Here is a 26,632-nt window from a genome sequence, read left to right as displayed (position 1 = left end):
CCAGCAAGGAATCTTTGATGGCTCCCGAATCTGAAGACACGGCGCGCGCGAGCAGCCCCCCGAAAAGCCCGCTGGCCTTGGCCCTCGAGCGCGCCGCGAAGGCCCCCACCCAGGAGGCCGCATGGGACGAGCTCGAGGAACGGGCGGTCGCCGCGCAGCGGCCTGAAGACGTGGCCGCGCTTTATCGCGAGGTTCTGAAGTCGCTGCCGGCCGAGGCGCTTTCGCGGATCGGCGCGCGGGCGCTGGCGTTTCACGAGGAGTGGTTCGGCGATACCCCGGAGCGGCTCATCGATCTGCTGCGCGGCCTGCTGGCACGCGACCCCTCGCTCGCATGGGCCACCGAGCGGCTCACCTTGTTGCTCTCCGTTTCACAGCAGTGGGACACCTTGCTGGCGGTCTACGACGAACTGCTCGTGGCGCTCAAGGACGGGCCGCCGCGGCGCAAGCTGCTCGAAGAAGCGGCGGGCGTGGCCAAGGACTTCCTGGGCAGCCCAGAACGGGCGATCCGCTACCTCACCGAGCTGTGGAAGAGCAGGCCCACCGATCCCCACGTGGAGGCTTCGCTCGAGCGGCTGCTCGACAAGGAACAGCGTTACGCCGAGCTCGAGACCTTGTGGGAAGCGCGGCTCGAGCTGATGTCAGGCACGGAGGCCGCGGAGCTCAGAGCGCGGCTCGCCCACCTGAGGCTCGACCACTTGGGCCACGTGGCGGGCGCCCTCGGTGACGCGCAGGCCTTGCTGAAAGCCCGCGAAGACGACGCCGCTTGCCTCGTGCTCGAGCGCATCCTGAAATTTCCGGGCGCTACGCCTGCGCAGCGGCAAAGCGCGCTGTCCCTGCTTCGCAACGACTACGAGCGGCAGGGGGACCAGGGCCGCATCGTGGAGGCGCTCGAGACGGCGCACGCTTTTGCGTCGGGGGAGGAGAAGCTGCGCCTGCTCCGCGAGGCGGCCGAGCGGCTCGTGGCCCGCAACGACAACGCGTCCGCGATGGACCGCCTGGTGGAGCTTTTGGCCCTGTCACCCGGCGACGCGCCGGCGCGCGTGCGCCTGCACCAGCTGGCGGAGATCTCCGAGCGTTTCGACGTTTACGTCGAGGGCCTATTGGGGGCTGCCGAGGCAGCGGATGACGAGCGGTTGCGAGCGGCGCTGTGGCTGGAGGCGGCGCGCACGGAGCACGAGGTACGCGGGCGACACGGCGAGGCCGCCACCCTGCTGCGCAAGGTGGCCGACGCCGCCGGCGCCGATCAGGGTCAGCGCCTCACCGCCTTGCGACGGGCAAGCCGCCTCGAGGCCCGCTTCGGTGAGCCGGAGGCCCGGCTGGAGGTGCTGGAGCGGTTGGCCCTCCTGGCCCCCGAGCTTCCGGAGCGGCAAGCGGCCCTGGGGCAGGCCGCCCGCTTGGCCACGCAGCTCGGCCAGGACGAGCGCGCCCTCGCGGCCTGGGAGGCACGCCTGGCGCTGGTGCCGGCGGACTTCGAGGCGCTCGATGCGCTCGTGGAGGCGCTTACACGGGGGGGCCAGTCCGAGCGGCTCGCGGAGGTGCTGCGGGCCAGGGCGGAGACCACGCCGCATGCGGAATCCAAGCGCGCCGACCTCGTGCGGCTGGCGCGGGTGCAAAGCGAAGCGCTCCGCGATCCTGCGCTGGCCATCGAGACCTGGCTCGAGGTCGAGCGCCGCTTCGGTGAGGACGCAACGTCTGCCCAGGCGCTGGTGGCTTTGCTGGCATCGACCGGCGCCTTCGAGGAGCTCGCACGACGGCTCGCACGGCTGGCGGCTGCCGACAAGGCCGCGCTCGTGGGCGGAAGCGTGCGCCTTGGCAACGTGCTTCACACCCGCCTCGACAAACCCCGTGAAGCGGCCCTGGCGTATGCCACCGCGCTCGCGCTCGCGCCCGAACATGCAGAGGCCCGCCTTGGGCTCGAAGCGCTTCGGAGCACGCCCGCGGCGGCGGCTCTTGCCGTGGAGGCCCTCGCGCGGGCGTTTACCGAGACGCGTGACTGGGCCAAGCTCGTGGCCCTCACCGACGCCCGCCTCGAGCGGCTCGGCGATCCCGGGGCCGAGGCGCGCCTGTTGGCTGAACTTGCGGGCTGGGTGGAACGCGACCTGGGCGACGGCGAGCAGGCCCGGACCCTGCTGGCGAAGGCCCTCGTGCGCGCCCCGGACAACGCCCGGCTCGAGCAGGATCTGCTGCGCCTGTGTACGGACGCGCCCACCTGGCGGTTCGCGGTGGAGACGCTGGAGCAGGCAGCGCAGGCGCTGCCCGAAGGCGCGTCCCGCAAGGTGGCGCTGCTCGTCCAGCGGGCCCGCTTGCTCGAGGCCCAGCTCGATCAGCCCCGCGCGGCGATGGCCGGTTACGAGGCGGCGTCGCGCCTGGCGCCCGATCGCAACGACCTCAAGCTGGCTGTGGTCCGGCTGGGCGGGGCCTTGGCAGACTTCAACGGCGCGGCCGAGGCCGTGCTGCGCGCGCCCGTGTCGACGGAGGTGGTGAAGGGCTCGCTGCTGCCCGCCTACGAGCACGCGGCCAAGGCGTCGGGCGCCTTCGCCGACGCGGCCCGGGCGCTGGCCGAGACGCTGAGCAAGCGCACCGGCTTGCCCGAGGCGCTCGTGCGGGATGTCGAGGGCCTCGTGGCCACCTGGTACGAGCAGCATGTGGAGGGCCCTGAAGGCACGACCCAGGCCGAGGCGGCGTGGCTCCGCGCGGCCCGCCAGAGCCCCCACCACGTGGCCACCTGGGAGCGGCTTGCCAGCTTGCAACGCAAGCGCCCTGGACGCCCGCTCTTCGAGACGTTGGTGCAGCTCGGCGCGCTCGATCCCCGCCGCCTGGACGTTGCCGCCGAAGCGCTGCGGGTGGCCCGCGACACCCTGCGAGACACCCCACTCACGGTGCAGCGGGGGTTCGCGCTCTTGGGGCAGGTCTCGCTGATCTTGCGCAATGAACAGCCGGTCACGGGCGAGCTGGATCCTGCGGCAGCGGCCGAGTTGGCCGTGGCCGTGTTGGTCGAGACGCTCCTCGCTTCGGGGAACCGGCAGGACGCGGTTCGCGCCGTCAACGTGCTGACCGACGTGGCCACCTGGCCGCTGCCGGTGGCCTTCGTGCGGGGTCTGCGCCGCAAAGCGGCCACCACCACGCTGGAGGTTCTGGGGGACAAGGGGCGCGCGCGCGCCTTGCTGCGTGCCGTGGTGGAGGATGCCCCGGAGGATCGCGAGGCGATCGGGTTGCTGGCCGGGCTGCTCGAGGAAGCGGACCTCTTGAGCGAGGTGCTGTCGGTGCGCCGGCGGGAGCTGGCGCTTGCACTGCCTCGCCCCGAGCGCATGGCGCTGCGGCTCGAGATGTCGCGGGTGGCGGGTCTCATCGAGACGCGAAGCGCACGTGTGTCGACGTTGCTCGCCAACCTCGAAGAGGCGCCCGGCGACGAGGCCACGCTGGCGGCGCTGTCCACTCTGCTCGGTGCCAGGGGTCAGCACGCCGAGCTGGCCGACATCCTGGGCGCGCAGGCCAAATCGCTCGAAGAGCAAGGGCAGCTCGAGCAGGCCGCTGCGATGTGGGGCCGCATGGCCGCCCTGGCCGAAACCCAGCTGGGCGATCTTGGCCGCGCGCTCGCGGGCTACGAAAAAATGGTGGCGCACGCGCCCGCGCCGGCGCCACTCGATGCGCTTGCGCGGCTCTGCATGGCGAAGGCCGAGCCGCGGGCAGCGGCCGCCTGGCTCGAGCAGCGGTTGGTTCACGCCGAGGGCGGTGAACGCAGCGACGTTTGCCTGCGGCTCGCGCACGCTTATCTGGCCAGCGGGCAGCGGCACCGGGCCACGGGCACCCTGGAGCGCGCGCTGGCCGAGGCGCCGGCGGCACACGAGCTGCGCGCCCTGCTGGTGGACACGTACCGTGACGCCGAGGCCTGGGAACCGCTGGCACGGACGCTGGCCGCGGGCTGCGCCGAGGCGCTTTCCAGCAAGCAGCTCCTGGCTTACGCGCAGGAGGCTGCGGCTCTTTACCAGGGTGAGCTGGCAGAGCCCGAGCGCGCCGTGAGCGTTCTCGAACTGGCCTTGCGCAGGCTGCCTGCCGAGCGGGGGCTACGCACGCGCCTGGCCGAGAGCTTGCGCGTGGCAGGACGCAACGAAGAGGCCCGCAAGGTCCTCGCAGCGCTGCTCGAAGAGATGGGCCGGCGCCGCTCGAAGGAACGAGCCGCGATTCATCACCAGCTGGCCCTCGTGGCGCGTGCGGAAGGCGATCTGCCCGCGGCGCTCGACCACCTCGAGCAGGCCTCGGCCATGGACGTGGGCACGCTGCGCATTTTGCTGGATCTCGCCGAAACCGCCGCGTCCGCCCAGGCGCTGGATCGCGCCGAGCGCGCCTACCAGGCCCTCCTGGTGATGGCCCGCCGCACGGATACGACGGACGTGCCGCTTTCGGCGGGCGAGATCCTGCTGCGGCTCGAAGCCGTGGCCAAGGCCCGCGGCGACGAGGCGACCGCCGCCGAACGCCTCGATTCGGCGATGGCCCTGGCGCTCCAGAGCGGGCACGAGGCGCAGCGCCTGCAGGCGGCCTTTCTCACGGCCGGCCAGGTCGAGCGAGCCGTGGCTCTGCTGGACAAGCGCGCGGCGGCAGCGGGGTCGGGTGCCGCCGAGGCGCAAGCGCTCTGCGACAAGGCCCGCCTCTTCGAGCGACAGGAACGGCTCGAAGACGCGCTCGCGGCGATCGCCTTGGCACTCGAAAAGGCCCCGGACCTCGACGAGGCTCACGATCTCGGCCGGCGGCTCGCGCGCGCGCTCGGTGATCCCGAGCGGTACCTCGGGCTGGTCGAAGAAGCGATGGAACAGATGCGGCGGCGGGACGACGGCGCGCGCATGTGCACGCTGCTGATGCGCGCGGGCACCGTGGCGGAGGAAGACGTAAAGGATCCCGAGCGGGCGGCCCGCGCCTATGCCCGCGCCGAACAGACCGGTCACCACCTGTCCGACGTGCTCGTGGCGGTGGCCCGCCTGGCCGGCGCCGCAGGCGACAAGGACGAGGAAAGCCGGGCGATGAGGGCCCTCGCACGGCTTGCCGAGAGCGCCGCCGATCCGGACGCCCAGGCCCAGCTCCGCTTCCGCGTGGCGGAGCTACAGCTGCGCGCCCCCGAGACCCGCGGGGCCGGGCTCGAGACCCTGGCCGCCGCGCTCGACCGTGTGCCCGACTTCGCGCGGGCCCAGGCCATCGTGCGCGAAGCAAACGTGCCCGAAGACGAACTGCCCCGCGTGATGCCGCTTTACGAGCGGGTCGCCCGCGCGTCGGGTGACGACCACATGCTGCTCGATTTTCTCGAGCGGCGGGCCGCCTTCAAGGACGTCACGCAGGCCGAGGTGAGTGAAGCGGTGGAGCTGGCAGTGGCCCTCGGGCACAGCGATCGGGCCGAGCGGCTGCTCGAGCGCGCCGTGGCCTTGGCGGGCCAGCAGGGCGAGGCGCGGGAGGCCGGCTGGGCGCTCTTCGAGCTGGCGCAACGCCGGCGGGCCCGGCACGATCTGCACGGCGCCTTCAAATGGCTGGTGGAAGCGCAGACGGCCGCCGATGGGCCGCGCATCCCCATGCTGCTGCGTGAAGTGGCACGCGAAGCCACCCGCCAAACCAATGGGGCCCGACTTGCCGCCGAGGTCTACGAGACCCTGCGGGCGCGCAACCCCGCCGACAAGGAGCTGTGGCAGCCGCTCATCGAGCTTTATGAGCAGCTGGGCGACGAAGACAAACTGCGGGCCGTGATCGCCGAGACGCTCGAGAAGCTGCTGGACCGACAGGATCGCATCCAGGTACGCCTCGTCTGGGCCCGCCACCTCTTGCGCACGGGCCAGGACGACGCCGAGGCCTCGTCGGTGTACCGCGACGTGATGATGGAGGAGCCCGGACACCGCGAATCCCTGATGGCGCTCGCCGAGCTGCACGAACGGCGAGGGGATGTGTCGGAAGCCGTGGCCTTGTTGTCCGAAGCCCTGCGCGAAGCCGAGGTGCGAGGCGACGCCGATTGGCAGGCCGAGACCTCGCGGCGGCTCGGTGATCTACTGGGCAAGGCAGATACCGCGCAAGCCAAGCAGGTGTACCGGCAGGCCCTGGCCTCGCACATTCCCGATCCCGCGCTCAAGCGGTCCTTGCAGCAAAGTCTGCTGGATCTGCTCGACGACGACGAAAGGCAGGAACGCGCGGCGCTCGGCGAGGCGCTGCTGGCCGACGAGGCCGGCGCCGCGGCCGGCGCGCGGGCGCTGCAGTTGGCAGAGCTTTACGCCTCGTTGGGCAATCACCCGGCCGAACGACGGGTTCTCGAAAAGGGACGGCAACGGGCACCGGGTGAGGCCTCGCTCTTCGAGCGGCTCGCGGTCCGGCTCGAGGCCGAGGATGCCTGGGACGCCTGGGCCGCGTTGATGGACGAAGAGGCCACGCGGCTCGCCACCTTCGAGCCCGAAGCGGCGGCCCGCATTCTGAGGCAGGCGGCCACCACCCGGCGCGAAAGGCTGGCCGACACGGCCGGCGCGGCCACGCTGTTGCGCAAGGCCGCGGCGCTGCAGCCCGCAGACGTCGCGCAGGTGCGTGAGCTGGTGAACTGCCTGCGCCAGATGGGGGACGCCCCGAGCGCCATCGTGGCCGTGGGCGAGACGCTCATGCGGACCGATCTCGCCGCCGCGCGCGGCGCGCTTCATCGGCTGCGCGCCGAGCTGCACATCGAAGCGGGGGAGGTCGCGGCTGCCGTCGAAGATCTGGAAGCGGCCTTCCCCCTCGAGGGGCCTGCGGTGGCCGAGCCGCTCACGGACGCTCTGTTCTTGCTGGCCGCACGCGCGGGCGAACAAGCCGATCTGCCCACCGAGCGCCGGGCCATGCTCCGCCTGGCCGACGTGTTCAGCGCCCAGGGCCAGGGCGACGAGGCCCAGGAGCTGCTCTTTCGCTGGGTGGACCACCATCCCGAGGACCGCGACGCGCTTCAGGCGCTGCGCGGCCGCTTCGAGACCGCAAACCAGTGGGAAGATGTGACCCGCGTGTGCCTGCGCCTCGTCGAGATGGAAGCGGGCGAGGCACGCATCGAAGCCGCCCTCGGCTTGGCGCACGCCTACGAGCTGCTCGGCCGGGCACACGAAGCGATGCCCACTTTAGAGAAGGTGCTGGGAGAGCACCCGGGCCAGCCGGCGGTGCTGAACATCCTCACCATGATGTACGAGCAGGCGGGCGACCGTCGCAAGGTGGCGGCGCTGCGGATCCAGGCTGCCGAAACCATCTTGGATGAAGAGGAGCGCCTGCACGTGCTGACCGAAGGGGCCGACCTGTTCCTGCAGGAGGGTGACCCGCAATCCGCCGTGGGAGCGATCAACAAGGCGTTCGCGCTGCGGCCTGAAGACCGCGTGGTGCAGCGTCTGCTGGCCGATACGCTTTTGGCCACAGGCCAGTACGGCCAGGCGATGGCCATGCTGGAACGGCTGGTCACAGACGTCCGCGGCGTTGATGGGGGTGAGCTCTGCGCGCTTCATCACCGCATGGCGCGGGCCGCGGAGGGCCTGGGCGACGCGGAGGGCCAGCTTTCTGCCCTCCGCAAGGCGCTCGAGGCCGACCGTCGCAACGGGGCCGTGGCGGCCGAGCTGGCCGATCTCGCCGAGGCGATGGGCGATGACGATCTGGCGCTCAAGGCGCTTCAGAGCATCAGCTTGAGCGGCCACGAAGGGCCTTTATCCGTGGCCATGAGCTTCTTTCGGCGCGCCCGCATCGCAGCCAAAAACGGCGACCGCCAGCGGGCGCTCATTTTCGCAAAGCGCGCCCTGGAGGAGGATTCGACCTTGACCGAGGCCCAACAGCTCCTCGAGCAGGTCCGGTAAGGCGCGCGCCTGCCGGAGCGGCCCCGGCGGGCGACCCGGCTTGCCAGCACACGACGGGCGCGCTAACCGGCGAGCATGGATCTCTTGCTCGAGAACAAGGTGGCGGTGGTGACGGGCTCGAGCCGCGGGCTCGGCCGGGCGATGGCCTTTGCGCTGGCGGAAGAGGGGTGTCGCCTGGTGCTCTGTGCCCGGGGCGCCGAGGCCCTCGAAGCCACGTGGCAGGAGGCACGGGACCGCTTCGGCGCCGCGCGTGTGCGGGCGGTGGCTGCGGACGTGAGCACCGTTGCGGGGGCTTCGGCGGTGGGAGAAGCCGCCCGGCAGGCCTTCGGCCGTGTCGACGTTTTGGTGAACAACGTGGGCGGCTCGGGCGCACGAACCTTTCAGGACATGGACGAGGCGGATCTGCAGCAGGCCCTGGATCGCAACGTGTGGCCCACCGTGCTCATGAGCAAAGCCGCCCTGCCGCTGATGGAGCCGGGCAGCGCCATCGTGAACGTCGCGTCCATCTGGGGGCGCGAAAGCGGCGGCGCCCCGGGCTACAACCTGGCGAAGGCGGCCGTGGTGAGCCTGAGCAAGAGCATGGCGCGCGATCTCGTCGGCCAGGGTGTGCGGGTGTGCTGTGTGGCGCCGGGCTCGATCCTGTTTCCGGGCGGCGGCTGGGAGCGGCGCCAGAAGGCCGATCCCGAAGGCATCGCGGCCTTCGTGACGCGCGAGATCCCCGCGGGCCGCTTCGGCACACCCGAGGAGCTGGCTGCCGTGGTGACCTTTTTGGCCTCACCGAAGGCGTCCTGGGTGGTGGGGGCCTGCCTGCCCGTGGATGGGGGCCAATCGCGCGCCTTTTGAGGCCCGGAAACCCGCCGGGCCATCAGCCCGACAGCGGTGGAGCCCCGGTGGTGGCCCCCGCGAAAGCGTGGTAGTCGTGACAGCTCGATGAGCGCCTCTTCCCCCCCCTCCACCCCCGTTGCCAGCTTTGCCACGCTTTACGGCCACGCCCCCACGGTGACGGCCCGCGCCCCAGGGCGCGTGAATCTCATCGGTGAGCACACCGACTACAGCGAAGGGTTCGTGCTGCCCACGGCCATCCCCCGCTTCACCACGGTGGAGCTCCGGCCCCGCTCCGACAAACGCGTGCAGGCGGTGAGCGAGAACGCCGGCACCGGAACGCCGGTGAGCTTCACGCTCGGCGAAGAGACCAAGGATGGCAGCTGGTGCGACTATCTGAAGGGCGTCACGGTGGCCTTGTCACGCGCGGGCTACCACCACGGGGGCTTCGACCTGCGTATGAGCTCCACCGTGCCGCTCGGCGCGGGGCTCTCTTCGAGCGCCTCGTTCGAGGTGGCCGTGTTGCGTGCCCTGCGCGAGGCGTTTTTGCTCGAGCTCGACGACGTGAAGCTGGCCCTCCTCGGACAAAAGGCCGAGACCGACTTCGTGGGCGCGCCCGTGGGTGTGATGGATCAAATGGCATCCAGCCTCGCCGATACGGGCACCGCCTTGATGTTGGACACGCGCAGCTTGGCGTACGAACGGGTGCCACTACCCGCCGCCATCGATTTGGTGGTGCTGAACTCGGGTGTCACGCACAGCCACGCCGGCGGTGAGTACCGCACGCGCCGCGCGGAGTGCGAGCGGGCCGCCGCCGCGCTCGGCGTGCGCATGCTGCGGGACCTGAGCGTGGACGATCTACCGCGCATCGAGGCGTTGCCCGAAGCCGAACGCAAACGCGCCCGCCACGTGGTGAAGGAAAACGCGCGCGTGCTCGCGTTCGCAACGGCCCTGCGGCAGCAGGATTTGAGCGCACTCGGCGCCCTGCTTTACGAAGGCCACGCTTCGCTGCGCGACGACTTTCAGGTGTCGGTGCCCGAGATCGACCTCATCGTCGAGATTGCTCGCGCAACGGACGGGGTCTACGGGGCGCGGCTCACGGGGGGAGGCTTTGGCGGCTCGGTGGTGATCTTGGCCGACGCAGCCCGAGCAAAGGACGCAGGCGCCCACATCGCCCGCAGCTACGCGGCCCGTTCGGGCTTTACGCCTACCGTGCTCACGCTGCGGGAGTAACCGAGGGTGATGCGCGCTGCCTGGCTCCTGGCGACGCTGCTTTGTGCCGGAGCGGGTCTCGGTTGTCGCGGTCCGAACGCCCCCCTCCCCGGCGTGACGCTTCCCGGACCCGAAGATCCCGTGGCCAAGGCCGGGCCCCCGCGGCTCGTGGCTGAAGGGTTTACGTACCTCGAGGGCCCGGTGTGGCTGCCCGAGCGGCAGGAGTTGTGGTTCGTCGATCCGAAGCTCGACAAGCTCTTCAAGGTGACGCCCGCCGGCACGAGCGCGGTGGTGCGCGACCCGAACGGGGGGGCGTCGGGCCTCGGGCGTTTGCCGAACGGGGACGTGGTGCTGCTCGAATCCGCGGCGCACCGCCTCGTACGCCTGCCGGCCGGGGGCGCGTGGACCGTCTTCGCTCACGAGGCCGAGGGGCAGCCCCTCGATCGGCCCAACGACGTCACCGTGCGCAGCGATGGCATGGTGTACGTCACCCTGCCCTTCGTGCGCCAGGTGCTGCGCCTCTCGGCCACGGGCGAAGCCAGGCGCGTATGGCAAGGTGAGGAAGGCACGAAGCCGAACGGCATCGGGCTGTCGCCTGACGAACGGATCCTGTACGTCACGGACACGTTGGAAAACCTCGTGCGCGCCTTTCCCGTGCACCCGGACGGCAGCCTCGGCGCGCCCACAGTCTTCGCGGCGGGGCTTGGCCTCGACCGGCACAGCACCTGGGTGACCGACGGCATGGCGGTGGATCGCGCGGGCAACGTCTACGTCGCGTCGTACGCCCGCCCCGCATCGGATTCACCGGGCGAAATCGCGGTGTTCCGTCCGAACGGCGCCCGCTGGGGGCGGCTTCTGATTCCCCGCGGCCCTTCCAACGTGACGTTTGGCGGAGCGGATGGCAAAACGCTCTATGTGACGGCGCAGGGCGCGCTTTACGCGCTGGCGATGCCGATCGCAGGTGTGGGTGATTTCGAGCGCCCCCGGGCGCCTCAACCGGCGGAAGAGTGAAAAACTTGGATCGAGACAAACGAGATGCCCTCGGGGCCATCGTCGACAACTTCAAATCGCAGCAGCGGCAGCAGGTGTCGCTCGACGAGCTGGCCGTGTGCGCTGAGGACAACCGGCTGGACCACGGCGCCATCGAGGCGCTCATCGATGCCCTCGAGGCCGTAGGGATCACGGTGGGTGAAGCTGACCCGCCGGGCCCCACGCAAGACGAAGCACAGGAGATCCTGGTCAAGGTGCTGGCCGCTGCCCGCAGCCTCAAGGCCGAGCTCGGACGCGCACCCAGCACCGCCGAGATCGCCGAGCGGCTCGGCCTCGAGGCCACGATCATCCGGCGGGTGCTGCGCTTCGGCGCCACCCTCACGTGAGCGCCGGGCCGCTCACAGCGACAACGTGTCGCCCGGCAGGCCGCAAAAGACGCGCTGGCATCCCTTGGCCGTAAGCGCCGCAGCGAAGGCGTCGCGCGCCTCGGGCTCGCCGTGGACCAGGGCCACCGTGTGGAGGCCCCCGTGGCGTTTGAGGGCCAGGGCGAAGTCCAGGAGACCTTCGCGGTCGGCATGTGCGGAGAGGCCCTCGAGGTTGTACACCTCGGCCCGAACGTCGCGCTCGACCCCCGAAGACACGCACCTTGCGCCGGCCCTCCACCAAGCGGCGGCCCAGCGTGTGCTGCGCTTGATAGCCCACGATCACCACGCTGTTTTCGGCGCGGCCCAGCCCCTGGCCGAGGTGGTGCAGGATGCGTCCACCTTCGCACATGCCCGAGCCCGCCAGCACGATGCAAGGCTCGCCGCTCTCCTGAAGCGCCCGCGAGTCTTCCACGCTGCTCACGTAGCGGAGCCCGGGCGGCGAGAAGGGATCATCGCGGCCGAGCAGGCGATCGCGCAGCTCGTGTTCGAGGCTTTCCGGGTGCAGCTTGTAGATCTCGGTGATGGCAATGGCGAGCGGGCTATCGATGTAGATCGGCACGCGCGGGATTTTGCGGGCCGCGTGCAGACGGCCGAGCGCAAAGAGCACCTCTTGGGCACGTTCGAGGGCGAACGTGGGAATCAGCACCCGTCCCTTCCGCGCCAGCGTCTTTCCGACGATCTCCGCAAGCCGCTCGTCGACCGATTCATAGGGACCGTGGCTGCGGTTGCCGTAGGTGCTCTCCATCACGAGCACATTGACGCCCGAAGGTGTCTCTGGCGTCTTGAGCAGGGGCAGCTCCCGGCGCCCGAGATCTCCCGTATAGAGCAGCCGCACCCGCCGGCCGTCTTCCTCCAGATCCAGGCAGGACAGCGCCGAGCCCAGCACGTGCCCCGCCTCGAAGAAGGTGAGCTTCACCCCGGGGCCAATCACCAAAGGCCGCTCGAGCGGCAAGGTGATCATCTGGGCCAGCGTGTGCTGCACGTCCTCCACATCGTATAGAGGCACGATCGGCTCCTCTTCGCCGTTGCGCTCGCGCTTGCGGTTGAGGTAGCGCGCATCTTGCTCCTGGATCATGGCGCTGTCTCGCAGCATCACGCTGCACAGATCGCGGGTGGCGGGCGTGGCGTAAATGTTGCCCGCAAAGCCAGCTTTGACGAGGGTTGGCAGATTGCCGCTGTGATCGAGGTGGGCGTGGCTCAGCACCACGGCGTGTGCCTGACGGGCCCAGCCCGGGAGCTCTCGGTTCTTGGCGTTCGCCTCGGCGCGGTGACCTTGGAACATGCCGCAATCGAGGGCGATGGTCGTGTCACCCACCACCAGGCGGTGCAGCGATCCTGTGACTTCTCCCGCCGCGCCATGGAATTCGAGCTTCACGGGTTCACGTTAGCGCGGCAGAGCCGCCGAGCGCCAGCGGGCAGGCGGCGGTAGACTCGAGTCATGGCCACGGAACCGGCGCCCCCGTTCACAGCCGCATTGGATCCCTCCACGACGGCCCCGCCCGTTAGCGGCGCTGGGGCAAAGGCACACCGCTGCCGACCACGCGCACACCTTCTTCGCGGTGGGCTTCGCGGAGAACTTTCGTATGCGCTCGCTCGCCACCCTCTTGCCTCAACCGCACAAGGGCACCGGTGTGGCGCCGGTCACGGTGGACGGGGGCACGGCCTTCGTTTTTCCCTTTGGCGTGGTGACCTTTCAAAACGTGCCGGCTGCCTCACGCAGCGCCTTCCTCGAGCGGGTACGAGGCCACCTGGATGGGCCGGGGACCTTGGTGGCCGAGGAATCCTTCGACGTGCGCGAGGCGGCCGACGCGGAGCTTGCCGTGCACGAGGGCGCGCTGGTGCTCGATGCGCTCACCCCTTGCGCGCGCCAGCGTGGTGGCGCTCACCCTCGCGCAAAGCGTGGCGATGGACCACTACGAGGCCGTGATTGAACGCATGTCCGAGGAAACCGGCAAGTTGGTGGAGAAGCTGAGGCGAACGGGCTCGGCGCCGCTCGGGCGTGCGGCAGCTCCATCGCTTCATCGGTGAGGCCGTGAGCGCCCGCAACGTGGTGCTCTCCGTGCTGCATCTGCTCGAGAAGCCCGACGCCACGTGGGACGATCCCGCCATGGATCTCATCTACGACGACCTGCGCGACGAGTTCGAGCTGGGCACCCGCTTCGCCGCCCTCGAGACGCGGTTGCGCAGCGTGCAGGAAGCCCTCGAGCTCATCCTCGATGTGGTTCGTGATCGGCGCCTCGTGTGGCTCGAGGCGGCGATCGTCATCTTGATCGTGCTCGAGATCGCCATGACCGTGCCGGGCCTTCTGCGCTGAGGGCACAAAGCTCGCGGCGCGGACGCTGACCGCAAACCAGGATTGCCGGTCGTGATTGCGCGCATACAATCGTCCGACCCTCGGACGCCATGGCTGCCTTCGCATTCGACTGTCTGTCAGACCCCGCTGCGTTCGTGATCGATGGCGCGAACCGTACATGTCGGTTGGCGGGAGCCAGCGCCGCCTGGCTGCGTGTAGGCACAGTACTCCTGGCCCTGCTTTGCATCGTCTGCCTACATCAGGCCCTCACTCGAGACGCCAGGGCCCCTCGGGTTCACGCCGTCCGCCTACTCACGGCGGTCGCGTGTGCGCTCGGTGCCGCGGGTACCGGGGATCCTGCTGCTGATCTTCGTGCGTGCCGACTCCCCTTTTCACGCCGCTGCCACGGCCGCGCAGGTGCGCAGCCGCATGGCGGCCTTCGCCGAGGTGGGTGAGGGCCTTGCGTGTGTGGACATAGAACGGGACGAATGCTCCGCGTGCCAGCCGCTCGCCCAGCTCGTGTACCTGGCCTGTGATGCGAAGAACCGCGCCGCGGGTGGCAAGGCGGTGTTCGAGGCCAACGCGTTCTCGGGCGCCCCCTGCGAGCGGCGCGGCGAGAGGGTCATCTGCGGGGCCCCCCCGTCCCTCGCGCGCGCAAGCCTCCCGCCGGCACGCCGACGCCCATGACCGAGGCCGACACCCCCAAACGTGCGCGGGCTTCCTGCGTCGTGCGGCTCGAACGTGTGCAGGCACCTTACGCCTGGGTCCTCTTGGGGATCGCTGTGCTCTACCTCACATCCATGCGCTCGATCTGGGGTGCGGCGATCGCGCTTGCCTGCGTCCTGGCTCCCGCGTTCGGACCGCGCCCGCGCGCGCGAGGCGCACCCGCGCTGTCGCGGCAGACCTGTTGGGTGGCGGTGAGCTTCATGGCCCTCGGGGCACTCGCCCAGCTTCGGCCCTTGACGCCGCTCGCCTGGGACGAGTTCGTGTGGGTCTCGAAGGCTCAGATCGAAGCGCGCGGGGGCTTCGGTGCACTGACCGCGGCGGCGCTCGAGCCCGGGCACGAGGTGTTCCCGGCGGGGTACCCTTTGCTCTGGTCGCTGCTGCCCGGCTGGCTCAGCCCCTCGCCGCAGCTTCTGCCGCTGACCCTCGCCTTCGGTGTCGGCAAGTGGCTCTGCTTCGGGGCGTTCGGCCTCACGCTCGCCGCTTCGGGGCTGTGGCAGCCACACCCGCGCAGGCGCTGGACGGCGCTGGCGTGCGGTGCGTTGGGGCTCGCCTTTGCTGCACCGTTGTTCCTGGTGCACGCACGGCTCGTCTACGCCGATGCGCCCGTGGGCCTCTTGGCGGCCGCCCTCGCGCTCTCCTTGCTCGCGCGCGAGCAGGAGGGGTCTCGGATTCCCTTCTTCGTGCCCGCGGCGCTCGCGATCGTGCTCTGCGGTTTCAAAGACGAAGGTACGGGCCACGTGGTGGCGGTAACCTGCGCCGCCTGGATGTTCGGCCCCCGCGGGCTGCGAGGCCCAGCCCTATCCGCGCTGGGTGCTTCGCTTGCCACCTTCGCCACCTGGCGTGTTGCGCTCGCTCAGCGAGGACTTTCGAACGCCGACCATTCGCTCGGGTACTTCACGCCGTCAGCCGCCTTTCCTCTGGCGCGCACGTTCATCGCGGAGGCGCTCGATCCTTTGTCGTGGGGCCTTCTGTGGCCTCTCACGGCAGCCGCCGCGGCCCTGTTGCTGGTCGTGCCACACTTCGGGAGCCCCGACCCTGCAAACCTGCAAAGACGCCAGGCCCGCTTCCTGGCGGCAGCTTGGTGCTTGCAAGTGGGTGTACTCCTGGGGGCATTGCTGGTGGGTCCCGAACGCGTGCGCCTCTTTGCGTGGAACGGCACGCTGCTCAACCGTTTGTTGGTACAGGTCACGCCCACGGCAGCCCTGGTGCTTGTGTCCTTCGTGAACCTCTACCGCCTGCAGCACGAAGCCGCCGGGCAGAACGCAAGTCCTTCTTCCCCGTCAAGTAGCCCGACGAGCCGATGACCTGCCTGGTTCATTTGCGGGTCGCCCCGGCGTTTGTGTAGCCGCGCAGCTCAAGACGCTAGAGCCCCCCGTCGATCGCAAGGGGGCTGCGAAGAGCTCGGCCTGGCAGACGATGGAGCGAAGCTTCGCTCTCACGGGTTTCCGTACGTCTCGCCAGCCCGCGCCCGACGCGCTCACGACGAACATTCACAGGGTGGGACACACGCATGAGCGACGGCCAGTCAGTTGCGGCAGGGACGAAGGGTCAACAGGGTGGGTATGGGGCAACGAAACTCGCGCGGCTACTTCTCGCCGCGCTCATGACGGCATGTGGCTCCTCGAGCCCTCCCGTGGGGGTGGACGGCGCCCCCTTGCCGCCCGACCTGGACGCCAGTGTGGTGCCACCGGGGCCCGGACAAGACGCCGACCCCATGAACCCGCCTTCGCCCTGGGACGCTGCGCTTGGTGATACGGGCGGGGTGGTGTTGGCTGCACGGAGAGCTCAGATGCTCTCGGTGCCCCCTTCGTTCGTGCTGTCGAACGAAGAGTACTCATACATGCCCAAGCACTCCGGCGCGGGCGATACGGAATGGCGCATCGTCCAGGCGCCCCCCGGCCTGCTCGTGCGCGAGCGGCGCTTGATCGCCGAGGCCAACACGCTGCCCGCAGGCGCGCATACGGTGGTGCTGGAAGCGCAGGTGGGCGACACGCTCGTGCGCCAAAGCTATCCGCTCACGGTGGCTACGCCCCTGCAAAGGGCAGCGCGTCTGGTGACGCCCACCGAGCCCACCCAGGTGGTGGTGCAATCCGAGACCAGCCTGGTGCGCCGGGCAGGTGTGTCGCTGCCGGTGGGGGCCGTTTCGGTCGATACCAACGTCTCCGTCAACGAGGTGAGCCGCGCCCCCCAGCGCGTGGGCTATCGAGGCGCCGGGCCCGTGGTGGACTTCGGTCCGTCGGGTACCGTGTTCCGACGCCGTGCCACGGTGGCCTTGCCCTTCGATGGGCAAATGAACCCCGGAAAAACGGGCGCCTTCACCTACAACCCTCACGCGGGGCGCTGGGGGGAGGCCCGTGGAAGTGCTGGGCGTGGACGTCGAGAACAAGCTGGTGTTCGCCAAGGCCTCTCACTTCTCGATGTACATGGCCGCCGAAGGTAGCCTTTCGGTGGCCACCAGTCTGGGCGTCATGCCGGCGCCGCCCCGCTGTGAGGGGCGCTTGTCCGCACACAGCGTGCTCGAGGCCACGACCGCCGAGCTTCCCGTGGCGGCCATCAACAACCTTTCCGACGAGATGAAGGCGCTTGTCCCGGGCGCCCTGGAGATGAACGCCGAAGGCATGCCGGTCAAGACGGTGAGTCTGGCGGACCTCCTTGCGACAGGGCAGTTCCGCGGCACCTTGCGTGTGGTGTACGTCTACGAACTTCACGAGGGCGATGACGACGCCCGCGTGCTGCTCGATCGCAAGGTCATGACCGCCTCGCTCTTCGTGAACGAAGAGGGTGTTGCACGCGTCACCGTGGTGGATGCGCTCGGCAACGTCATCGAGTCCCGTACGTATCCTGCGCTTGCGGGGGAACGAGGGTGAGGTGTGGAAGCGGCTCTCGGGCGCCACGGCGCATGCCTTGTTCACCGACGTGCCGCGCGAGGGCCTTTCGGTAGGCACCCGCGTGCACTTGATCTATTTCCCCGACGATCGCTCCACCGAGCCCACCGCCATCGACGACCTTGGCATGTCGCTGGTGCAGACCTACCCTCTACCGGGCAGCACGCCTTCCGCCCGTGCCGCCACGTTCGACGAAGACTGTGATCAGCTGCTCGGAACCTTCGACGCCGAAGACGGGCGACAGAAGCCCGCGATCGTGGCCGAGCCGCTCGAGCTCGTGTCGACCTTGGTGGGACAGGCCGTGAAGCTCTCGGCCACCGTGGTCAATGCGGACGGCATGCCCAAGGCGCAGTGGAACGCGGGAGACGCCAGCCTGGCAGACGCGCCCGGTGAGCCGCAGGCCCGCATCTTTTCGGCCGGAAAGCCCGGACGCTACGTCGTGGTGTTCAGCGCCGAGGTGGGCGGAGATACCCTCAGCCAGTCGTTCGCCATCGACGTGGCCGCGCCCCCGATCGTGAATACGCCCCCTGCATGTCGTCCCTTCGCCAGCGCGGACAGCGGGCTCGTGGGGGATACCGTGGGGCTCAAGGCGGTGGTCGCGGACCGTGAGACCCCTCTCGAAGCGCTCACCGTGCACTGGGGCTTGCTGAATCCTGGCGCGGATCCTGCCTCGGCGGCTGATGACGTGCTCGTGGACTCGGGCCTGGTCTCGGGATCTGGCGAGTCGGGCCGCTTGGTGCTGGGCCGTGAAGGCAAGTATGTCGTGGCCTGTCGCGCGTTCGACGGAAAAGAGTGGGGCCTTCCGGGCTCGGTCGAAGTGGCGGCGTTGCCCGTCGACGTCAACCGCCCCCCCGAGGACGCCTTCCTCTCTCCCCCCGTGGCTGACATCCTCCTGGGAGACTCGGTGCGCCTCGTGATGCGCGCGCGGGATCCCGAAGGCAAACCCTTGACCTTCTCCTTTGCTTCACTGCCCGAACAAGACGGACAGGGAGCCCCCCTGGTGCCAGACCCTACAAGCACCGCAGACCGCAGCGAGATCGTCATCAAGCCCACCGAGGCGGGGCTCATCGAGGTGCGCGCCACGGCTTCCGACGGCGAGTTCACCACACCGCCTGAGTACGCACGCATCATCGTGCGGGGAAAAGGCGCCATCGCGCATCGATACCGATGGAGACGGTTTCTCGGCCGGCATGGGCCCGGGAGAAGACTGCAACGACGCAAACCGCGCGATCAACCCTGACGCGGTGGAGATCTGCGGCAACGACATCGACGAGAACTGCGATGGCCGCATTGCCCGGGGCGACTGCGACGGTGACGGCTACGCCGCCTGCGACGGCAGCAACACGGGAAGCTGCGACTGTGACGACACGGATCGCTACGTGTTCTCCGACGCCCGCGAGCTCTGCAACGGTCGGGACGACAACTGCGACGGCAAGATCGACGAAACCTTCAACCTCGAGGGCTCGTGCACCGTGGGCATCGGCGTTTGTCAGGCTTCAGCCAAACTGGTCTGCAGCCCCGACGGCTACCGTACCCTGTGCAGCGGAACGCCCGCGCCGGCGAGCCCCGAGCTTTGCGACGCACGCGACAACGACTGCGACGCGCAGGTCGATGAGGACGACGTGTGTGCTCTGCCCCTGATCGGCATTTACTTCGAGTGCGCAAAGCCACGGGCGACGGACGATCCCACGAAGTTCACGGACTGCCAGCAGCTGGACATGGAAGGCTTCGAGCTGCGCAAGGACGGCGTGGTGGTGCTGTTGTCGGCCCCCAAGGGCGTGCTGAACTACGACCCGAAGGCGGCCCCTTACTGCTGGCACAACGAAGGCACCTGGCAAATGAAGAGCGCGAATACACTCGTCGCGCGCCTTCCCAACCCGGACACCGGCGCGATCGAAGAGCACCTCCTCGAGAACGTGACCCGCAAGGCCGACCGGCTCAGCTTCTCGATGTTCGACGAGGAGACCCGGATGACCCGGGTGCAGGAGCATCGCCTGGTGTCTGCCAACAACGGCGGCAAGTGCAACTTCCCCACGGGCTGCCGACCCAACCCAGAGGTGTGCAACCGCCAGGACGACGACTGCGACGGCCAGGCCGACAACGGACTGACCTGCACTTTCTGCGACGCAGACAAGGTGGACAACGATAAAAACGGCAAGGTCGACGAACCCGGTGAGCCCTGCGCACCGCCCCCCTGCCTGCGACAAAGACCAGGTCGACAACGATAAAAACGGCAAGGTCGACGAGCCCGGTGAGCCCTGCGGCCCCCCCATGACCTGTGACAAAGATCAGGTCGACAATGACAAGAACGGCAAGGTCGACGAACCCGGTGAGCCCTGCGCGCCGCCCCTGCCCTGCAACAAAGACGGCTTCGACAACGACCGTGACGGCACCGTCGACGAAGCCGACGAGCCCTGTGGTCCCCCCGTCTCCTCTTGTGACAAGGACCAGATCGACAACGACAACAACGGCAAGGTCGACGAACCCGGTGAGCCTTGTGCACCACCCTTGCCCTGCAACAAAGACGGCTTCGACAACGACCGTGACGGCACCGTCGACGAAGCCGACGAGCCCTGCGCCCCCCCCCGTCTCCTCTTGTGACAAGGACCAGATCGACAACGACAACAACGGCAAGGTCGACGAGCCCGGTGAGCCCTGCGCGCCGCCCCTGCCCTGCAACAAAGACGGCTTCGACAACGACCGCGATGGCATCGTCGACGAAGCCGACGAGCCCTGCGGGCCCCCTGTCTCCTCTTGCGACAAGGACCAGGTCGACAACGACAACAACGGCAAGGTCGACGAACCCGGTGAGCCCTGCGCGCCGCCCCTGCCCTGCTACAAGGACGGCTTCGACAACGACCGCGACGGCACCGTCGACGAAGCCGACGAGCCCTGTGGGCCCCCCGTCTCCGCGTGTGACAAGGACCAGATCGACAACGACCAAAACGGCAAGGTCGACGAACCAGGTGAGCCCTGTGCACCACCCTTGCCCTGCTACAAGGACGGCATCGACAACGACCGCGACGGCATCGTCGACGAAGCCGACGAGCCCTGTGGGCCCCCCGTCTCCTCTTGTGACAAGGACCAGATCGACAATGACCAAAACGGCAAGGTCGACGAACCCGGTGAGCCCTGCGCGCCGCCCCTGCCCTGCAACAAAGACGGCTTCGACAACGACCGCGACGGCATCGTCGACGAAGCCGACGAGCCCTGCGGGCCTCCGGTTTCCTCTTGCGACAAAGATCAGATCGACAACGACCAAAACGGCAAGGTCGACGAACCAGGTGAGCCCTGCGGCCCGCCCCTGCCCTGCTACAAAGACGGCTTCGACAACGACCGCGACGGCATCGTCGACGAAGCCGACGAGCCCTGCGGGCCTCCGGTTTCCTCTTGCGACAAAGATCAGATCGACAACGACCAAAACGGCAAGGTCGACGAACCAGGTGAGCCCTGCGGCCCTCCGCTCACCTCCTGTGACAAGGACCAGATCGACAATGACAACAACGGCAAGATCGACGAGCCCGGTGAGCCCTGTGCACCACCCTTGCCCTGCTACAAAGACGGCTTCGACAACGACCGCGATGGCATCGTCGACGAAGCCGACGAGTCCTGCGGCCCCCCCGTCTCCTCGTGCGAGACGGACCAAATAGACAACGACAAAAACGGCAAAATCGACGAGCCCGGCGAGCCCTGCGCGCCGCCCGTCTCCTCGTGCGAGACGGACCAAATAGACAACGACAAAAACGGCAAGGTCGACGAACCCGGCGAGCCCTGTGCGCCTCTTCCCGTCTGACGATCCCGCGGGGGGCTGGGCGTGGTCCTGCCCCCGTGGCATGGTCAAGAGATTGTGAAGATTTCGGCGCTTGGTGTCTTCGCCCTCTCGGGCATATTGTTCGGGCGTGTTGCTCTCGCACAAGAGCACGCTCACCCGTGGCAGACGCAAGGGAGCGCCGAAACGGTCTCACAACGCTTCGTGCCCCCAAAAGGGTACATCCGGGTCCCCGTTGCAGAGGACAGCTTCGGGGCCTGGCTCCGAAACTTGCCGCTGCTCCCGGGCCGACCGGAGGTGAAGCTCTTCAACGGGCGTTTGAAGGGCAACCAAGGCGCCCAGGCGGCGGTCTTGGACGTGGATGTGGGGACCCGAGACCTGCAGCAGTGCGCCGACGCCATCATGCGCCTGCGAGCCGAATACCTTCTTGCGACGGGACGCCCGAACGAGATCTGTTTCCGGTTCACGGACGGTACGGATGCGGTCTGGCTCGACTGGGCCGCCGGGCTCAGACCCCAAAAGCAGGGGCGGAGCCTTGCGTTCGTTCCGGAGGCTCGCCCGGACTCGAGCTACGCGGGCTTTCGCAAGTATCTGAATCTCGTCTTCACGTATGCGGGCTCGTATTCGCTGCACAGAGAGCTTCGCAAGCTATCTCGGCAGGACGTGATCGAGCCTGGTGACGTGATCATCAAGGGTGGCTTCCCTGGACACGCCGTGGTGGTGATGGACGTGGCCGCCAACGCGCACGGACATCGGGTGTACTTGCTGGCCCAAAGCTACATGCCCGCCCAACAGATTCACATCCTGGCAAGCCCGGGTGAGAGCGATGCCTGGTACCGTGGCTCGGCCACGGCGGCGCTCACCACGCCGGAGTGGATCTTCCCAGCAGGCTCTTTGCACAGATTTCCAGCGCGCAGGTGTGAAGCGGCGAGGCTCAAACGGTGAGGGCGCTGCCTGGAGCCCTATCGCTGGCGTTCGCGCTGGCGAGCCCAGCGCCTCGCTCAACCCAGTCCCCCCCGGCAGGCCTCAGTTGTTTGGAACACCACTACCCTCTGCAGATCGCCCGGGAGGGGCAGACCTGGTACGCAAAACTCTCGGACGGCGCCTCCGTTCCGTTCGATGACGGCAAGGTCAAGTCGTTCGAGGAGAGACTCGCCGGGGCCGATCTCGAAGACACCTTCGTGCCACGCTACGAGACCGGTCCCACAAAGATTGAGAACCGCGCCCAGCACGACCCGGGACGCTTTCGCTCGGAAAGCTTCCTGAAGTCACTTTATGGCTTGCCGCCCGCGCGAGGGGATCGGGTTCGCATCCCCTTTCTCGGAACTGGGCTCACCGTTCACCGCGCGCTCGGCGGCCCGCTCGCAAGAGTCGAGCGCCGCCTCGCCTCCGCGGTTGCCCAGCGTCCCGAGCTGGCCCGCTGGTTGCGCCGCTTCGGTGGCGTCTACAACCCGCGCAACGTCGCCGGCACCGAACGCCCCAGCGCTCACGCTTACGGCATCGCCCTCGATCTCGATCCGTCCCAGGGCCACTACTGGCGGTGGGACCACCCCCGCCGCACCTCCTGGTCGCACCAGCTGCCCCAGGAGATCGTGGACGCCTTCGAGGCCGAAGGGTTCATCTGGGGCGGCCGCTGGTATCACTACGACACCTTTCACTTCGAGTACCGGCCCGAGTTGCTGGACGCACGGTGCTGGGCGCCGGATGGCGGCTAGGAGCGCCCGCGCGTGGGCCTAACGTATCGAGGCCATGGGTCTCCTGTCAGTGATGATGCAGAAGCTCTACGTCGTGAGCTCCGCCGTCCCATCGAACGCAGATGCGCCACTTTGCGGTCACCATGAAGGGCGTGAAGGTTGTTTGATTGGCGAGAGTGAAGAAACACGCCTCGATTCGACGTGAGCCAAAACTCTCGGGCGGCCCACTCAGAGAGGTGAAGAAGAACAATTCGCATGAACTGGCATGCTTCCGTCGCCCCCATGACTTCGCTGACCAACAGCGCGCTCGTTTCGCTCACGCTCTTGGTGGGGTGCGGCCGGTACGCACAGCTCATCGAGCCTGGGCCCACCGACGACGATTCCGTGCCCGGGGACGCGGCGCCCCCGGAGGTTTGTTCGGGCCGGGCGGTGTCGCTCGCCGCGGCCGGGGTGGCCATGTGCGCGGCGCGGGACGACGGCCGTGTGCTGTGCTGGGGGGACGGCGACAGCGGGCATTTGTCTCCGGCCTCGTTCCGCTCGCTGGCCAACCCCGTGCTTTTGCCCGAACTCGAGGACGTGGCCCGTGTCCTCGGCAGCGATTCGCTGTTTTGCGCCGTTTTTCGCGCCCCCGGAAAGCAGGCGCAGTGCTGGGGAGTCCTTCGCTTCACAGATCGGGAGGGCCGTTCGATGCTACGCGACCAGCCTCTGCCGCTCGGGCTCGCGGGCGGCGACCTGGCCTTGGGGGCAGGGATCTGCGCCCTGTCTGCAGGCACCCTCACTTGTTGGGGGGGCCCCTTTTGGGATCCCTTGCCGCTGGCCACCGACGTGGTCCAGGTCTTCTGGGACAGTGAGCAGAGCGTCGTCGCGCTTAGCCGGGAAGGCGTTTGGACGCGCTTTGGCGGTCCTGCGCCTGAAACGCTCACGGGTTTTCCCGAGGCGGTGGCAGCCGTTTCGGCACGCGCGTCCCGCTGGGCGCTGCTTTTGCCCACTGGTGAAGTGGCCTTGCCCAATGGTGGGGGGCACCCGGAGACCGTGTCGGCTTTCGGTACCGACAACGCGGCCGTGGAGGTCGGGCCGGGCGGTCAGGTTTGCGTCGTCAAGGCCAGTGGCGGCGTCATCTGTTCGAAGGAGGTCCGCCCGTCTGCACCCGCCGAGGTTCCCGGGGTGAGCGCCGCGGCGCTGGCACTGGGATGGAACGACTGTGCGCTCGACAGGGCAGGACGGGTCTGGTGCTGGGCCGGTCTGGACCTTCAGGGGTCCGAAGAAAGCGCTGAGGTCAGCTTCATGGACCTCGCGACGCCCACGGCGCCGAACCTTTGCCCTTGAGGCCGCGGCCTCAGCGACGCGCGGGCGCCCAACCCACCGAGAGGCGGGGCCCGTGCCACAAGCCTTCCATCGCCAGGTCCCGCCCCTCCTCGTCGAGCCCGGCGCTACCGACGAGGTTGTGGCCGAGCTCGTAGCGAAGCTGCACAAACATCCCTTGCCGAAAGAGCCATTCGGCGCCGAGGCCCAGCAAGGGGCCGCCTCCTGTGCTCCAGAAGGAACGCCCCACGTCGCCCGCGAGGGCGGCTTCGCCCTCGAAATGTGTGGCCGCCAGGCGCGCTCCGGCGCCCGCCAGCCAGGCCCCGTGGGACCAGCGCCGCCTCAGCATCAGCCAGGTGTCCCAGCGCAGGCCGCGGGCGTGCCCCTCGCCTCGTTTGATCTCCCGGCTGCTCGCGTGGCCGGTGAGCGCGCCCAGCGCCTCCCAGCCAAGGGAGCGGCCCTCGCGCTGGTACGTGAGCTCGCCCCCGAAGGCTTGAATCCAGCCCAAAGCGCCTCCCAGGTGCTCCAGGCCGCTGGTCGCGGCCACGCGCCACGCTGCGCGAACGCGCGCGGGCGCTGGCGTCGTCTGTACGGCCACCGGTGCGGGCAGGGCGAGCGCTTCCAGCATTTCTGTGGCCGAAAGCGCGAGCACCCGGGGGTGCGCCGCCTCGTCGAGGCCATGCAAATCGACCTCGCGGGAGGCGCGGGCGCCGTCACGCGGCCGGTACGCGTCGAGGCGCACGGTATCGCCGCAGGTCACCGTGAAGCTGACAGCCTCGGGGGGCAAGCGGCGCGCCTGGGCCTCTTGTGCCACGAGCTGTGTCACCGTTTCGTGTCCGGGAGTGCGGCAGCCGCGCAGTTCGAGTGTGGCCGCTTGCGTGCCAGCCGCGGCATCAAGGCCAAAGCCCAGCAAGACGATTTCGACGAAGGTCATGGACTGGCCGTAAGGCTGCGCAGGCGCGCCCTGTGCACACCTTGCGGGTAGCGCTGCTCGTAATCGGTGGCAAGGCGCTGGGCTTCCTCGCGCCACCCACGGCGAGCCGCGGCCACCGCCTCCAGCGCCAAGGCGTCTTCGGCCAGGGGGTTTCGCTGGGCATGGGCACGCACCCACGCGAAGGCTCGCTGAGCCGCTGCGGGGTCGTGCAGGTCATCGAGCCAAACCCGGCCTTTCACGAGCGCCGCTGCGGCCGCGAGGGCGTGACGTGGTTCAGCGGCGAGGGCGTCTTCGAGCAGTGCCACGGCTCTGCGCGCGTCTCCCCGTCGTCGCGCCTCGTCTGCAGCCTCCATCAAGGCCGCAAGTCCCACGGGGGCGGTTGGTGTAAGGGAGATGGCGGGGGGGGGCGAGGGGCGCAGAGGGCAGGCGAGGCTCGGCTGCCGGCGCAGCGGCGGCGGGCCGGGTTCGTGGCTTCGGCGGAAGGGCCACCCTGGGGTGCACCGGCGCGGGAGAAAACGCCTCCGCCTCCCCGGCCGCCAGGGTGCGGCTGCCACCGGGCCAGGTCACGTCCACTTGGCCTTCTTCACATCGAACCCAGGTCTGGCGCCCTCGGATTTCTACCGTGAACTGGGCGGCGAGCACTTCGACGAACACATGCTCGGTCCGCACGGAGAAGCCTGCCAAAGGTCGGGGCGCCACTGCAAAGGAGGCCTTCCCTCTATTCAACGCGACCCGAACGCCCCTCTCGCCAAGGGGCTCCACGGCCAGCGACGTGTCGGGACGCAAGATCGTCGCCGTCGCACCTTCCGTGAAGGTGACGGAGGGGCGTGCCGCGACGCTTGCCACCGCCGCGGGAGGCGTTGGCGGGGCGGGCCGCAGCACCGCCGTCTCATGCGGGTGCCAAGACCACCAAACGAAAAAGGCGGCCAGGGCGGGCACCGCGGCCATCACAGTCAGGCGCAGGGTGCGGCGACGCTTGTGCTTTCGTGCAAGAACCCCCCAAACACGATCCTGCGTGCGGCGGTGACGGTCCGGCGACCAGTTCGTTTCGAGCCTGGGCAGTCGTGGCATGCCGCCTCCGAGGTCAATCATCGGCAATGACCTTTCTCACCAGCGCATCGGCGCGGCTGATGCGGCGCTTGGCGGTGGCCAAGGAACAACCACACAGCTGCGCGACCTCGAGCGCCGAGTGATCCTCGATGTGCCGAAGCACCCAGGCCACCCGGTCGCTGGTGGGCATGCGGTCGAGCTCCCGGTACACATTGGCGAGGGTGGCCCGCTCCTCGCCGTTGAGAGACGGATCGACGAGTGCGGGAGGCTCCTCGAGGCGATCGAGGCGCAGCCAGCGCATCAGGCGCCTTCTCCGAAGCTTGAGCGTGCACAGGCGAACGGTGATCGTGGACAGCCAGCCCTTGATCGCCTCGCGGTCGCGAACGGAGGCCAGGCCGGGCAGCGCCGAGACGAACACGTCCTGAACGACGTCCTCGACATCGCCGTCGCGTCCCATGAGCTTCATGGCCACGGCGGCCACGTAGGGGGCGTAACGATCGTAGACCTGACGGGCGAAGACGCTGTTGGTTGCGTCTTGCGCCGCCGTCTCCGAGGACGCGCCCACCAGCCCTTTCGAGGGCGCGGCGAGACCGAAGCGTGGAGGAGAAAAGGCCATCCGAAACTCTAGGTGGGAGTTTCTCTTCGAATGGCTCACCGCGATCCGCCTTTTTTCGTCTTCGCTAACTACGCAATGCTCCTACCCCGAAGACGAG

24 protein-coding genes are annotated in these 26,632 nt (G+C 68.9%); 19 read left to right on the top strand and 5 right to left on the bottom strand.

Annotation, left to right across the window (positions count from 1 at the left end):
- The first annotated feature begins 17 nt into the window (after positions 1 to 17).
- The 5 genes from KA712_00360 (at position 18) to KA712_00340 (ending at position 11,227) form a co-directional block, all read left to right on the top strand.
- Positions 18 to 7,817, top strand: coding sequence for a tetratricopeptide repeat protein (locus tag KA712_00360; GenBank protein ID MCG5051390.1), 7,800 nt, complete (start codon positions 18 to 20; stop codon positions 7,815 to 7,817).
- A 75-nt stretch (positions 7,818 to 7,892) separates the two neighbouring features.
- A complete protein-coding gene (locus tag KA712_00355) occupies positions 7,893 to 8,660 on the top strand; it encodes an SDR family oxidoreductase (protein MCG5051389.1) in 768 nt (255 codons plus the stop codon).
- An 87-nt stretch (positions 8,661 to 8,747) separates the two neighbouring features.
- On the top strand, positions 8,748 to 9,872 hold the full coding sequence (gene galK, locus KA712_00350) for a galactokinase (protein MCG5051388.1): 1,125 nt from the start codon (positions 8,748 to 8,750) through the stop codon (positions 9,870 to 9,872).
- Positions 9,873 to 9,881: 9 nt separating this feature from the next.
- Positions 9,882 to 10,862 carry an SMP-30/gluconolactonase/LRE family protein gene (locus KA712_00345; GenBank protein MCG5051387.1) on the top strand — a complete coding sequence of 327 codons (981 nt, stop codon included), beginning with the start codon at positions 9,882 to 9,884 and terminating at the stop codon, positions 10,860 to 10,862.
- A 5-nt stretch (positions 10,863 to 10,867) separates the two neighbouring features.
- The gene (locus KA712_00340; protein ID MCG5051386.1) at positions 10,868 to 11,227 is read left to right on the top strand and encodes a hypothetical protein; all 360 of its coding nucleotides are present in this window, start codon (positions 10,868 to 10,870) and stop codon (positions 11,225 to 11,227) included.
- On the opposite strand, the gene KA712_00335 is transcribed toward KA712_00340, so the two are convergent.
- Entirely contained in the window at positions 11,220 to 12,641 is a 1,422-nt protein-coding gene (locus KA712_00335) for an MBL fold metallo-hydrolase (protein ID MCG5051385.1), read from the bottom strand. The genes KA712_00340 and KA712_00335 overlap by 8 nt on opposite strands.
- A gap of 208 nt (positions 12,642 to 12,849) precedes the next feature.
- Here KA712_00335 and KA712_00330 point away from each other — a divergent pair, with 208 nt between their 5' ends.
- From KA712_00330 to KA712_00265, 14 genes are all read left to right on the top strand, one after another.
- Positions 12,850 to 13,197 carry an RMD1 family protein gene (locus KA712_00330; protein MCG5051384.1) on the top strand — a complete coding sequence of 116 codons (348 nt, stop codon included), beginning with the start codon at positions 12,850 to 12,852 and terminating at the stop codon, positions 13,195 to 13,197.
- The gene (locus KA712_00325) at positions 13,166 to 13,294 is read left to right on the top strand and encodes a hypothetical protein (GenBank protein ID MCG5051383.1); all 129 of its coding nucleotides are present in this window, start codon (positions 13,166 to 13,168) and stop codon (positions 13,292 to 13,294) included. The genes KA712_00330 and KA712_00325 overlap by 32 nt, the downstream gene beginning before the upstream one ends.
- Before the next feature lie 4 nt (positions 13,295 to 13,298).
- Positions 13,299 to 13,580 (top strand): RMD1 family protein, encoded by a 282-nt coding sequence (locus KA712_00320; GenBank protein ID MCG5051382.1) that lies wholly within the window; start codon positions 13,299 to 13,301, stop codon positions 13,578 to 13,580.
- Between the two features lie 306 nt (positions 13,581 to 13,886).
- Complete coding sequence (locus KA712_00315) at positions 13,887 to 14,246, top strand: hypothetical protein (GenBank protein ID MCG5051381.1); 360 nt, start codon at positions 13,887 to 13,889, stop codon at positions 14,244 to 14,246.
- Positions 14,243 to 15,589, top strand: a complete 1,347-nt coding sequence (locus KA712_00310; protein ID MCG5051380.1) for a hypothetical protein — start codon at positions 14,243 to 14,245, stop codon at positions 15,587 to 15,589. Before KA712_00315 ends, KA712_00310 begins: the two co-directional genes overlap by 4 nt.
- Before the next feature lie 206 nt (positions 15,590 to 15,795).
- The gene (locus tag KA712_00305) at positions 15,796 to 16,725 is read left to right on the top strand and encodes a hypothetical protein (protein MCG5051379.1); all 930 of its coding nucleotides are present in this window, start codon (positions 15,796 to 15,798) and stop codon (positions 16,723 to 16,725) included.
- On the top strand, positions 16,655 to 17,152 hold the full coding sequence (locus tag KA712_00300; protein MCG5051378.1) for a hypothetical protein: 498 nt from the start codon (positions 16,655 to 16,657) through the stop codon (positions 17,150 to 17,152). Before KA712_00305 ends, KA712_00300 begins: the two co-directional genes overlap by 71 nt.
- Positions 17,133 to 18,410, top strand: coding sequence for a hypothetical protein (locus KA712_00295; GenBank protein ID MCG5051377.1), 1,278 nt, complete (start codon positions 17,133 to 17,135; stop codon positions 18,408 to 18,410). Before KA712_00300 ends, KA712_00295 begins: the two co-directional genes overlap by 20 nt.
- Positions 18,361 to 19,398, top strand: coding sequence for a putative metal-binding motif-containing protein (locus KA712_00290; protein MCG5051376.1), 1,038 nt, complete (start codon positions 18,361 to 18,363; stop codon positions 19,396 to 19,398). Before KA712_00295 ends, KA712_00290 begins: the two co-directional genes overlap by 50 nt.
- Entirely contained in the window at positions 19,343 to 19,771 is a 429-nt protein-coding gene (locus KA712_00285; GenBank protein MCG5051375.1) for a hypothetical protein, read from the top strand. Before KA712_00290 ends, KA712_00285 begins: the two co-directional genes overlap by 56 nt.
- Positions 19,713 to 20,963, top strand: a complete 1,251-nt coding sequence (locus KA712_00280) for a hypothetical protein (protein ID MCG5051374.1) — start codon at positions 19,713 to 19,715, stop codon at positions 20,961 to 20,963. Before KA712_00285 ends, KA712_00280 begins: the two co-directional genes overlap by 59 nt.
- 180 nt (positions 20,964 to 21,143) lie before the next feature.
- Positions 21,144 to 21,884 carry a DUF4846 domain-containing protein gene (locus KA712_00275; GenBank protein ID MCG5051373.1) on the top strand — a complete coding sequence of 247 codons (741 nt, stop codon included), beginning with the start codon at positions 21,144 to 21,146 and terminating at the stop codon, positions 21,882 to 21,884.
- A 107-nt stretch (positions 21,885 to 21,991) separates the two neighbouring features.
- Positions 21,992 to 22,654: a M15 family metallopeptidase gene (locus KA712_00270; GenBank protein MCG5051372.1), complete on the top strand. Its 663-nt coding sequence runs from the start codon at positions 21,992 to 21,994 to the stop codon at positions 22,652 to 22,654.
- A gap of 261 nt (positions 22,655 to 22,915) precedes the next feature.
- A complete protein-coding gene (locus tag KA712_00265; protein MCG5051371.1) occupies positions 22,916 to 23,959 on the top strand; it encodes a hypothetical protein in 1,044 nt (347 codons plus the stop codon).
- A 10-nt stretch (positions 23,960 to 23,969) separates the two neighbouring features.
- Here KA712_00265 and KA712_00260 read toward each other — a convergent pair whose 3' ends face one another.
- From KA712_00260 to KA712_00245, 4 genes are read right to left on the bottom strand one after another with little or no spacing between them, the layout of a single operon-like run.
- Positions 23,970 to 24,869, bottom strand: coding sequence for a hypothetical protein (locus tag KA712_00260; protein MCG5051370.1), 900 nt, complete (start codon positions 24,867 to 24,869; stop codon positions 23,970 to 23,972).
- Entirely contained in the window at positions 24,866 to 25,240 is a 375-nt protein-coding gene (locus KA712_00255) for a hypothetical protein (GenBank protein MCG5051369.1), read from the bottom strand. Before KA712_00255 ends, KA712_00260 begins: the two co-directional genes overlap by 4 nt.
- On the bottom strand, positions 25,143 to 25,961 hold the full coding sequence (locus tag KA712_00250) for a FecR family protein (protein ID MCG5051368.1): 819 nt from the start codon (positions 25,959 to 25,961) through the stop codon (positions 25,143 to 25,145). The genes KA712_00255 and KA712_00250 overlap by 98 nt, the downstream gene beginning before the upstream one ends.
- The gene (locus KA712_00245; protein ID MCG5051367.1) at positions 25,954 to 26,535 is read right to left on the bottom strand and encodes an RNA polymerase sigma factor; all 582 of its coding nucleotides are present in this window, start codon (positions 26,533 to 26,535) and stop codon (positions 25,954 to 25,956) included. The genes KA712_00250 and KA712_00245 overlap by 8 nt, the downstream gene beginning before the upstream one ends.
- Positions 26,536 to 26,632 lie beyond the last annotated feature (97 nt).

This window comes from Myxococcales bacterium, from assembly GCA_022184915.1.
GTDB lineage: Bacteria > Myxococcota_A > Polyangia > Fen-1088 > Fen-1088 > JAGTJU01.
The sequence above is the reverse complement of the archived record's forward strand: the minus strand, read 5'-3'. Positions and strand labels throughout refer to the sequence as shown.

Excerpts from the sequence above, each read along its gene's own strand:
- galK (MCG5051388.1), top strand. The coding sequence starts at position 8,748 with ATGAGCGCCTCTTCCCCCCCCTCCACCCCCGTTGCCAGCTTTGCCACG.
- KA712_00355 (MCG5051389.1), top strand. The coding sequence starts at position 7,893 with ATGGATCTCTTGCTCGAGAACAAGGTGGCGGTGGTGACGGGCTCGAGC.
- KA712_00305 (MCG5051379.1), top strand. The coding sequence starts at position 15,796 with ATGAGCGACGGCCAGTCAGTTGCGGCAGGGACGAAGGGTCAACAGGGT.
- KA712_00330 (MCG5051384.1), top strand. The coding sequence starts at position 12,850 with ATGCGCTCGCTCGCCACCCTCTTGCCTCAACCGCACAAGGGCACCGGT.
- KA712_00265 (MCG5051371.1), top strand. The coding sequence starts at position 22,916 with ATGACTTCGCTGACCAACAGCGCGCTCGTTTCGCTCACGCTCTTGGTG.
- KA712_00260 (MCG5051370.1), bottom strand. The coding sequence starts at position 24,869 with ATGACCTTCGTCGAAATCGTCTTGCTGGGCTTTGGCCTTGATGCCGCG.
- KA712_00250 (MCG5051368.1), bottom strand. The coding sequence starts at position 25,961 with ATGATTGACCTCGGAGGCGGCATGCCACGACTGCCCAGGCTCGAAACG.
- KA712_00360 (MCG5051390.1), top strand. The coding sequence starts at position 18 with ATGGCTCCCGAATCTGAAGACACGGCGCGCGCGAGCAGCCCCCCGAAA.
- KA712_00290 (MCG5051376.1), top strand. The coding sequence starts at position 18,361 with ATGGGCCCGGGAGAAGACTGCAACGACGCAAACCGCGCGATCAACCCT.
- KA712_00245 (MCG5051367.1), bottom strand. The coding sequence starts at position 26,535 with ATGGCCTTTTCTCCTCCACGCTTCGGTCTCGCCGCGCCCTCGAAAGGG.
- KA712_00310 (MCG5051380.1), top strand. The coding sequence starts at position 14,243 with ATGACCGAGGCCGACACCCCCAAACGTGCGCGGGCTTCCTGCGTCGTG.
- KA712_00345 (MCG5051387.1), top strand. The coding sequence starts at position 9,882 with ATGCGCGCTGCCTGGCTCCTGGCGACGCTGCTTTGTGCCGGAGCGGGT.